General features: G+C 50.5%; 7 protein-coding genes. All 7 read right to left on the bottom strand.

The window, feature by feature from the left end; all coding sequences use genetic code 11:
• The coding region (locus FP827_04435; protein ID MBA3052322.1) for a hypothetical protein at positions 1–1,554 on the bottom strand (1,554 nt) is incomplete at its 3' end.
• Between the two features lie 213 nt (positions 1,555–1,767).
• The gene (locus tag FP827_04430) at positions 1,768–2,214 is read right to left on the bottom strand and encodes a hypothetical protein (GenBank protein ID MBA3052321.1); all 447 of its coding nucleotides are present in this window, start codon (positions 2,212–2,214) and stop codon (positions 1,768–1,770) included.
• Positions 2,215–2,298: 84 nt separating this feature from the next.
• Entirely contained in the window at positions 2,299–2,520 is a 222-nt protein-coding gene (locus tag FP827_04425) for a MerR family DNA-binding transcriptional regulator (GenBank protein MBA3052320.1), read from the bottom strand.
• Between the two features lie 69 nt (positions 2,521–2,589).
• Positions 2,590–4,176, bottom strand: a complete 1,587-nt coding sequence (locus FP827_04420; GenBank protein ID MBA3052319.1) for a tetratricopeptide repeat protein — start codon at positions 4,174–4,176, stop codon at positions 2,590–2,592.
• Entirely contained in the window at positions 4,173–7,376 is a 3,204-nt protein-coding gene (locus FP827_04415; protein ID MBA3052318.1) for a hypothetical protein, read from the bottom strand. Before FP827_04415 ends, FP827_04420 begins: the two co-directional genes overlap by 4 nt.
• Positions 7,377–7,416: 40 nt before the next feature.
• Complete coding sequence (locus FP827_04410; protein MBA3052317.1) at positions 7,417–8,331, bottom strand: hypothetical protein; 915 nt, start codon at positions 8,329–8,331, stop codon at positions 7,417–7,419.
• 508 nt (positions 8,332–8,839) lie between these two features.
• Positions 8,840–9,376, bottom strand: a complete 537-nt coding sequence (locus FP827_04405; protein ID MBA3052316.1) for a hypothetical protein — start codon at positions 9,374–9,376, stop codon at positions 8,840–8,842.
• Positions 9,377–9,984: the final 608 nt, after the last annotated feature.

Genomic DNA, 9,984 nt, shown 5'->3' with positions numbered 1-9,984 from the left:
CCCGAGGGCGTAATAAGCCGAACCCAGACTCGTCAGAGCCAGCACATTGCGCGGCTCCAGATCCAGCACCTCGTTGCATTCTATGATAGCCAGGTCATAGCGCGCGTTATAGATATTTTTGAGCGACGAATATAATTTCTGCTCCACAAGATTCATACCCTTTATCAATCTCAGTTCCCTGTATTTTTCGGGGAATTCGTCCTTTATTATGTCCCTCACGCTTTCAGTGACGATAGACTTGTCCAGCTGCGCAAGATAAACAGCCGCGTTAACCGACAGCGACTGGTCATTGTTCATATAGGCTCGCACCGCGGCTCTCATCAGATGCGGGATCCTGCTCTCGCCCGGAGCCTGGGGCATGACAGCTGTTATTTTCTTAATTTTTGCGCTCAATTCCCTCAGAGACTCCTCCCAGGGATTGAGGGCCAGCGCCTCGTTATACTTTGATTCGGCCTCAGCGAAACGCCCCTCGTTCAGAAGGCGCACGGCAGCTGCGGCATGCGGTTCAAACAAAACCCTGAGTTTATCCGAAGCTCCATTATAAATCTCGAGCGCGTCAGCATTGTCGGGCTCGATGAGAAGCGCTTTGCGGGAGAGATCTACAGCGTCTTTCCACCTTTCTTCCGCGAAAGCCAGCCGCGCCTGTTCCAGGATCTTTTCAAGGTCTGTTTTTTCGGCCATCACCGCCGTCTGCGCGTGAGACGCCTCCTCGGAGAATTTCACTTTTCCGCCGCCGAAAACAAAAGACACCGACATCCTGTGACGGCCGAGAGAATCCTTGATGCCCGCGAGGGGATAGATAAAAGCGTAATCAAAAGAAACCTTCTGCAGATGCAGATAACCCGCGCCCACTGAAAAAAGCCTTAACTCGCCGCTGCCGGCGGTCAGGCCGCCCCTTAATTTCAGCGTTTTCAGTCTTTTCTCAAAACCCGTGTCAAACCAGTAATCTCCTCCGGAAAAACGCAAGGTCTCGCCCACCGTTATGGATTCCGTTTCGTAAACCGCCCCGGCCGACAGGTCAGGTTTTCTCTTATAGGTGCCGCCCAGAGACGTGTCGGGGCTTGTAAGAAAAGACGCGGCTGTTGAGAACGACCAGCCCCCGGAAAAAATCCCCGTGAAACCCGCGTCAAAGGTAAACGCGGTCATGCCGGTTCCGTTCAACGCGAAAAGAGGATCCGGCGCGCCTGAAGCGGAGCCGTCGGAATTGATGGCGTTCAGGGCGTATCGGTCTGACCCGTAGTGTTTCTGCAGAACCCTTAAATTTCCTCCGGCAAACCATCTTTCCCTGAAATTTTTTGAATAATTTACGATATAAGTGCTCTCCGAATAAAGATCATCCAGCGAAAATTTTTCAAATCCGGCCGCGCAACCGGCGCCTTCCAGTTTGTGGGTATATGTGAAAATATTCCTTCTGAGGCCGCTGCCGTCGGAAAGGCCGGGATACATATTTTCATACTCCATGCCGACAGCGGGCTCCTCAAAATACGACGAAGCGGCGGGATTGATATAAAAAAGCGACGGTATTTTTTTAGAAAACATCGCCGCGTTTGACATACCGGCGGATGCCGCCGACCATCCGAGCTGTTCAAAATCCGCATAACAGGGGGACGGTGCTTGACATTGTGACAGTAGCAGGAACAAAGACAGAAATAGCTGCAAGAAAAAAGGGGACATCCTACATTTTTTCATATTTTTTTGTTTTTCATTTTTCCAAATTCTCATAATATTAAGGACGTCCCCTTTTTTCCTTTTTTGCTTTTTTATTTGTCATTGCGCCACAACTACCGTACCCGTGTAAACCTGCCCTTCCGCCTCTATCTGCCATATATATATCCCCGGAGAAATGCCTCTTGAGGGAGACCATTTAAAATATCCTTCCCAGGAATCCGCTGACTGGGGATGCCAGCCGCCGGATGGCGCCGTCAGGATCACGCCGGCGCCGCCGGTGTTCGCCATATCGGCGACCTTCATTCCCATCAGATTGAATATCTTTCCGGAAAGAGAACTCTGGCTGTCCAGATTCTTGTAAAACACAAAGAAAACATCGTTCCTTCCATCAGCATTGCCGGGCGTGATTATCTTCGGAGCCGCCTGATAAGCGAAACCTCCGGCGGCGCCGCAAAGCGGAGAATAAAACGCCGGCGCCATGAGCAAGGCCGCTAAAAAGAAAACGAAGAAAACGAAATAAAAGGGGGACGTCCTACATTTTTTCATAATTTTTGCCCCCCTCACTTTCCCCGTTATTCATAATATTAAGGACGTCCCATTTTTCCCATTTTTCCGGTGCGGTTCTGCTTTTCATTTGAGTTTCGCTTTCACATCTGCAAGCGAAGTCCGCCGGGAGCTCGCGCTCTTTATCAGCTGCACCCGCACCATCGTTTTTCTCGCGTCATAGAGCCTGTGCCCGGCGGGAGTAGCCCCCTCGCAGGGAAGAATCCCCATGTCCGTATAATGGCGTATCGTTGATTTTCTCACGCCGCAGAACTCCGCCACCTCGCCTATTCTCAAATATTTTTTCATCTATCCTCCAAGAAGTAATCCGTCACCAAAATTTCAGCTGAGATGTTGCATCCCCTTTTCCCGTTTTTCCTATTCATTCTTTAATTTTTCCTGCGCCTGCATGATCTTCTGGCGCGAAAGCTCGTGAGACGGATCCAGCTCCAGCACCTTCTGCCACTCCTTTATAGCCCTGGCATATTCGCCTTTTATATAATATACCGTGGCTTTTGAAAAATGCTCTTTCATTTTTTTCAGCTTATCCTGTTCCTTCTCTTCGGCGAGTTCCGCTTCGGCAAGAGCTATCTTCGCCAGCGATAATTTGTGCGCAGGGTCAATTTCAAGAACTTTTTTCCATTCTTTCACAGCTTTTTCATACTCTTTGTTTTTGTAATATTCCGTCGCCGTGGAGAAATGCTTTTTCATGCGTTCTATATCGGTGGGAGCGGAACTCACCCTGTCTCCGTGCTTATCCTGCGCCTCTCTGGATTTGGAGATAAGCTCCATTATCTCAGGGTCGCCGGAGACGACAGTCGGCACATTATAAACGATGACCTGCTGGTGATAACGCCTCGCGTTCTCATATTCTCCCCTCTTCTCGGCGGCGAGCGCTAACAAATAAAGCCGTTTCATATTTTTCAGCGTTAGTTTTCTGATCTTCTCCGTCATCGGATCTTTCTTTTCGCGCGCGGCTCCGGACTCCCGGATCGTTTTCTCCGAGGCCATGACCTGCTCGGGGAGCTCGCCGAAACGGACAGAAAGCCCTATCCAGTGATTCCCCAGAGTTTCCTCCACACCGCTCAGAGGAAGCGTGAAAGCGTAATCAAAGGAGAACAAATTCATCCTGTACGATGCCCCTGCCGAAATATTGGCGATGTCCGGGCCGTATTCAAAACCTCCGCGCAATCTGAAGAAAGTCAGAACATTCACCTCCGCGCCCAGCCTGAAACTCCCTGCGGACTCTTCCTTATTATATTCTCCCGACAGCTTATAGCCGGGCTTTATCAGAGCCATGCCTGTTTTTATCCGCAGCGGCAGCTTATATGTTTCTTTAAGGCCCATATCCGGAGCGACAATGTTCTGGAGCGCGATACCGAAGCTGAGATCCCCTGACTTTTTCAGGATGCCCGCGTCCGCGCCGAAGCCGCTCTTGGAAAGGCCCGAATCAAACACGGGATCGCCCGCGCCCCCGGCAAAGCCTGTGTTATTATCTATGGCATTAGCCGTGTATTTTGTGGAGCCGTATTCCACCGTCATCTGTTTGAGCGAAACTCCCAGATCAAAATATCTGAAGCGCCTGGCGGCCGCGAAAGCGTACTGGTTTTCACCGTAATAGCCGTCCAGCGCGAAATTCTTCACTCCGATGCCCATGACCGCGAATTTCAAAGGATAGGCCATCATAAGATTTGTGTCGCCTATATCCGAATTATCCGAAAGATTCATGAACATCTTACCCATGGAGCTTGCGGCCTCCGGATTCCTGAGCCCGGCAAGGCCCGCGGGATTATAATAAACGGCATAAGCGTCGTCGGCGATCGCCGTGAAGGCGTTGGCCATACCGGCGGCCCTGGCTCCCGCGCCCAGGTCCTCAAAAGAAGCGAAGACCCGCGCGGTGGCAGCGAGCATAAACAGCAGAAGCGCTGTCAGAGCGATGATTTGTTTAATTATTTTTTTCATCATCTTGCCACCACCACAGTGCCGTTATAAACCCTGCCCTCGGCCTTTATCTGCCATATATACACGCCCGGCGCGGCGTATTGGCCGGAGGAGGTCTTACCTTCCCAGATCAGAGAACCGGAAACGGAAGAACTCATGCCGCCGAATTTCATATCCGCTATCTTCCTGCCCCTTATGTCAAAGATCTCGCCGGACGGGGCGAAAGCGTTTGGATTGTCATAGTAGAAAGAGCACACATCATTCAAGTTGTCGCCGTTTGGCGTGAATATCTTCGGTATCGGGCCGTCTATGACGCTGAAGGCCGTAGCGCGCGGCGCCACCCTCAACTGATAACTGCCAAGCTTGTCCGTCAGTATCCTGACGCAGTTCTCGGCGGTGTCCACCTCTCCGCCGACTTTCACCCACTCCACGCCATTGAACCACACGAGCGCCAGGGATCTGGCGGCCTCCGATTCATTAACCGAGAGCGATTGTATGGTGCCGCCGGCGGCAACGCCGTAATATATCTTAATTTCAGCAAGCGCCTTATCAAAGACAAAATTCACTTTTTCTTTGGAGATGTTTTTCCTTGTCTCAAAATCATAGCTTCTCAGCACCCTGCCGGAAGGATAATTTTCGTCGGAGGATTTTCTGCTGTCGGTGGAAACGATTATGTCTTCGTCAAAACCGTTTCTGAGCACAGAGGCTATCTCCGAGGGTATCCTCACAGCAGCGCCGTCGCCGACTATCCAGAGATTTAGCTCATCCGTCGTGTCCGCGAACATTGACATCCCGCTCTCGTTGACGGGCGCGGCACTGTCATAGGCGGCAACGGAGTAGAAATATATCTGAGCGGTGGAGCGGGCAAGCGCGTAGTTTGTGGCCGCTGTTGAATATAGGAGCGTAAACGGCCCCCATATCCCTGTCGAGCGGTATATCCTGTATCCGGCCAGATCCGAGCAGGCGCTGCCGTCACTGTTTATGGTCACCGTCGTCCATCTCAGCATGAACGAACTTCCGTCCGCGCTGAATTCGCCGTAAACCCCGCCCGGCACATCAGGAGCTGTAAAGTCGGTACTAACTGTCTGAGGCATAGCGTAAACCACAGCCGACGACGACGACTTGTTGCCGTAGGAGTCCTCTGCCTTAAGGAAATAATAATATGTCGTGAAATTCGTAAGGCCCGTGTCCGTAAAGGACAGCGAATCCGTACTCAATATATTCGTATAAACGCTGTTATCCGTGGACCTGTAAATCAGATAGGCGCTGAAATCATCTTCCGTATTGGCGTTCCACGACAGCGTTACAAAAGCGTCTCCCGCTATAGCCGTCACGCCCGTTGGCGCCGCCGGCGCCACATTGTCCAGTGTCCAGCCCGCCGCCGTATTTGACAGAGCCGACCAGCGCCCGCTTTCATCCGCCGTCCAGACCACGAAGTAATAGGTGCTGTCGCCTAACAGAGAGCCGACCTCATAAGTCTGTATTTCACCCTGAGCCATTGAGCTTGAAACAGCTATCTGCGCCGAACTCAAGCTCCATGCCGCGGCATAAGTTGAATACTGTATCCTGAATTCTCCGCCGATGATGTCGCCCGAGGTTCCGTCATCGCCCGGTGCCGTCCATCTGAGGGTCAGGGCGTTGGCTGTGCTGTTGTCCGAAACAAGAAGATCCGTCACAGCCGTTGGCGCCGTCACATCCGGCGGCGGCTGAGGCATAGCGTAAACCACAGCCGAAGCAGCTGATTCGTTGTCAGAGCCGTCTTTCGCCGTCAGGTAATAATAATATGTCGTGAAATTCGTAAGGCCCGTGTCCGTCAAGGACAGCGAGTCCGTGCTCAATATATTCGTATAAACGCTGTTATCCGTAGACCTGTAAATCAGATAGGCGCTGAAATCATCTTCCGTATTGGCGTTCCACGAGAGCGAAACATAAGCGTCTCCCGCTATGGCGGTGACACCCGTCGGAGCCGCCGGCGCGACATTGTCCAGTGTCCAGCCAGTCGCCGTATTTGACAGAGCCGACCAGTTGAGGCCGTCATCCGCCGTCCAGACCACGAAGTAATATGTACTGTCGCCCGTCAAAGAGCCGACCTCATAAGTCTGTATTTCGCCACTCGCCATTGAGCTTGAAACAATAACCTGCGCCGAAGCCGAACTCCACGCTATGGCATAGGTTGAATACTGTATCCTGAATCTTCCGCCGGTGATGTCGCCAGCCGTTCCGTCATCGCCCGGAGCCGTCCATCTGAGCGTCAGGGCGTTGGCTGTGCTGTTGTCTGAAACAAAAAGATCCGTCACAGAAGAAGGCGCCATCACATCCGGAGACACCGTAGCCGAAGACACATTGAGAGCCGCCGACCAGTTAGCGCCGTCATCGTAGGCCTTGATGCCGAACCACAATTTCGCGCCCGGTGTGAGACCTGTTACAACCACCGTTTGTTTCGTCCCCGGAATTTGAGCCGTGGATATTTGAACCGTCTTTGCCGCCGCGGCAAAAGACCACCAGTTGGCCACGCCTCCCACAAGCGCGGGATCAACAGCGCTTGCCTTCATCTCATAAACAAAGGAATTGTAGTAAGGCGGCAGATTCGCGGCAAGCTGACCCGAAGTTCCGTCGTCGCCGGGAGCTGTCCAGGCAAGTTTGACCTCACCCTCATTGTCTCCTGTAAGAGCCGTCAAATTGACGATTGAACCCGGCACCGTTGAATCAAGCCCTGCCAGTGCGTTCGTCTGCGCCAGCGCCTGAGTCTTTGTGTCAAAACTGCCGAGATTTCCGAATTCGTCCTCCGCTTTTATTGAGAAGTAATAAGTGACAGCCGGAGTAAGGCCGTTTACAGTCCAGTTCACATTTTCACCGGGATCATTCATCCAGCCGTAGAGGTCCTGCCCTCCCGAAGCGTTCCACCACGCGGTGGTGTCGCCCGTAAAAGGCGCGTCATTGACGGAAGATGAGCTCCACCTGATGTAGTAATCCCTGACTTTTATGCCCCACTCTGTTTGCGGAGCTGTCCATGAGAGCTCTATCCTGCCTTCAATACCGCCGGTGGCCGCTAAGAGATCCGTCACTCTATCCGGCGCTATATTGTGCCCCGGCCGCACGCCTATGGTCACATCAACCGTCGCCGAAACTGCAAAAGATTGCGTAACAATACCCGCAGACAGCATAAGGGCGGTAAGCAGTTTTTTGACTGCCGCTCCTAATTTGTTCCGCAGGTATTCACTCATTTTTTAACCTCTACCTCTCATTTTTGCCTCTTCGCCCTTTTCACTTCTTATCCTCCGTCTTAAAATACACCCTTCCGAAAAGTTCAATCGGAATATCAAAACCCATAACATTTCCGACGACAACAAAGGCATATTTTTTTCCGTAAAATTCCTCACTGTCCGGAATTTCGATCTCCATCGCGATGTCAGAAAAACTTCTCGGCTTGGAAGCTATTTTCTTTTTCTTTATTTTCACCTTCACTTCCGCCGGAAGCTCTTCATATTCGGGATTCAAACCGTATTCCTGCGGTTTGGGAGAAAGGGCCATTTCCAGCTTGTAAGACTCCCTTCCTTTGTTGACAACCTGCGGCACCTCAAAATCAACACCGTCGATTTTCGCCTTTTTCCCGACAGGAATTTCATCTCTGACAAACAAACTCATCGGTGATATTTCAAGCTGAAGAGCGGCAAAAACCCTTTGCCTGTATTCATCCATGATCTTTTCCGGCCTCGGGCCTGTGGAGAATCTGAGCCGGCTTGACAGGGCAAAACTTATTGTAACTCCGACACCACCGGGTTTTCCGGCAGATTTAGTTTCAATCATCGCCTGAAAATGCCTGTTTTCAAACTCCTCCTCCGGCGGAATTGAAATAATGATATCGCAATCAATGCTTTCCCCCGGCCCCAGTTGAAACCTTGAAGGGAAAACCGAAACCCACGAAACATCGGGAATCGACTCATAGTTTTCCTTCATCTGACTTTCGGACGGCAATTGGATTGTCACCTCTATATCCCTTTTCTCCTCAGCGTTATTAACAATCGTAAAGGGAATATTTCTCTCTTTCTTCAAGCTGTAAACCATTCCCGGTTTCATGCCCGACAGAATCACATCGCTGAACTTCGTCGTCAAACTGTGACCTGCAAAAACCGGACTGCCCAGCAAAAGCACGAGAATAATTTTCAAACACTTTTTCATAAGCATTCCATTTCCCCTCCTTGGACATTTTCCTGCAATAAGCGGTTTACGATCACCACTTATAAGCTTCATATCACTCATAATCTGCTCCTTCCGCCTAAGACGGCGGACTTTCAGCCTCAATACGCATCTGATGCAATCAGCACATGCGCCCCATGCAATCACTCTGCTTGCCAACCACAATAGCTGCTAACCCGACTTGTCCATTGACAAGTTAACACTAACGCAACTCCGGTAAGCGGTACACCCAACAGCTTACTTCCGTTAACAGCTATGTATCTTAAATTTACAGACGGGTAATTACATATGTTTCTCCTCTGAAAAAGATTCAATGCAGCTCATCGCATGCACCTTATGCCTGAACTTCCCTAATATGGCCGGAACCGTTAAATAGCTCTAAATACTATTTACCAGTATTTTCAACCGTCTATGCCTCACGGCATAGCCATATTATTCGCTAATCGCAAAATTAATATTCAGGCACTAAATCTTATCTTCCCTCTACTCCTTAGTTCGTCGTCGCGCGGAATGTCAGGTCAAATTTCCTCTGAGCTGAACTGGACACCGAAGACGGCATGGTAATTTTGTACCACGTTGTCGTGCCTTTGCCGACCGGAACAGCGGTGATATCCGCAGCGCCTGAATCAGCAAGAGTGTCATAGGTGCCAGTAACATTAGTAAACTCATGTGTCGCGCCGAAAGAAGCAGGAGCCGGCATAGTCGCCGCATCACCTAAGCAATACAACGCTATATCATCCTGAGCGGCCGGAGGATAAACAAGGGCACCCAAGCTCAGAGCCGTAATGCACTTCTCCATGCTAACCGTTGAGACGCTGTCGTTCTGAAGCACAACGCCGGTAACTGAATGTGACGAAGCGGCCAAATTCACGGTTCCGAAGTTGTACCAAGTCGTAAGAGCCGTCAAACTTGCGGTCACATTACCCGGCGTGACATAAATGTCAACCTCAGCAGTATCCTGCGCCGCGAAAGCGGTGCCCGCTGCCAACATCATAACCATCACTAAACCAATAATTTTGTTTTTCATTTTCAATTCTCCTTTCGTCATTGACGAAACACCTTTCAACATTCTTCCAACAACCATTCTTAAACAGTCCATGATAGGACCTCCTTTTTTGTCCGCCTCAGACGGACAGCTACCTGACCAACGTTCCAGCTTTTTTCCATAGGCATTACCTCCTTCATTTTTCAAAAATCCCTTTTAATTTTTGCCATATATTTTTCTTTTTGACCGTCGTGAAATAGAGTTTGCTCCTCAAACCCGCGGAAATGTTGCCGCCCACGCCCGCGCTTAATATGACAGCCGAAAAACTTCTGCCGTAAAACTTTTTTTCATCCGGCACATTTATAATTACATCTGTTTCGGCGAAAGCCCCCGCCGCTATATCAACGCTGTTTTTTTCAAAGCTTATCCATTTCACATCCGGCGCCGCTTCGTAATTTTTTTCCACCCCGCCGGGCGCGATGCTGAATTTCACAGTAATTTTTTCCGCGCCTTTGTTGTAAATTTTGAGCGTCCTCAAACCGTGAGCTTTGAGCGAATATGCCTCGCCGGGAACAACGCCCGACGCTGAAACGCTGACAAACGGCGTTCTTATATTCACCGCGAAAGCTAAAGAAGAAAATAATAAACAT

It is taken from the genome of Candidatus Omnitrophota bacterium, assembly GCA_013791745.1.
GTDB lineage: Bacteria > CG03 > CG03 > CG03 > CG03 > CG03.
This window is presented reverse-complemented; position numbering and strand designations above follow the sequence as displayed.

What these genes read in the sequence shown, in the direction of transcription:
- FP827_04430 (MBA3052321.1), bottom strand. Translation starts at nt 2,214, where the DNA reads ATGAAAAAATGTAGGACGTCCCCCTTTTATTTCGTTTTCTTCGTTTTC.
- FP827_04425 (MBA3052320.1), bottom strand. Translation starts at nt 2,520, where the DNA reads ATGAAAAAATATTTGAGAATAGGCGAGGTGGCGGAGTTCTGCGGCGTG.
- FP827_04420 (MBA3052319.1), bottom strand. Translation starts at nt 4,176, where the DNA reads ATGATGAAAAAAATAATTAAACAAATCATCGCTCTGACAGCGCTTCTG.
- FP827_04415 (MBA3052318.1), bottom strand. Translation starts at nt 7,376, where the DNA reads ATGAGTGAATACCTGCGGAACAAATTAGGAGCGGCAGTCAAAAAACTG.
- FP827_04410 (MBA3052317.1), bottom strand. Translation starts at nt 8,331, where the DNA reads ATGAAAAAGTGTTTGAAAATTATTCTCGTGCTTTTGCTGGGCAGTCCG.
- FP827_04405 (MBA3052316.1), bottom strand. Translation starts at nt 9,376, where the DNA reads ATGAAAAACAAAATTATTGGTTTAGTGATGGTTATGATGTTGGCAGCG.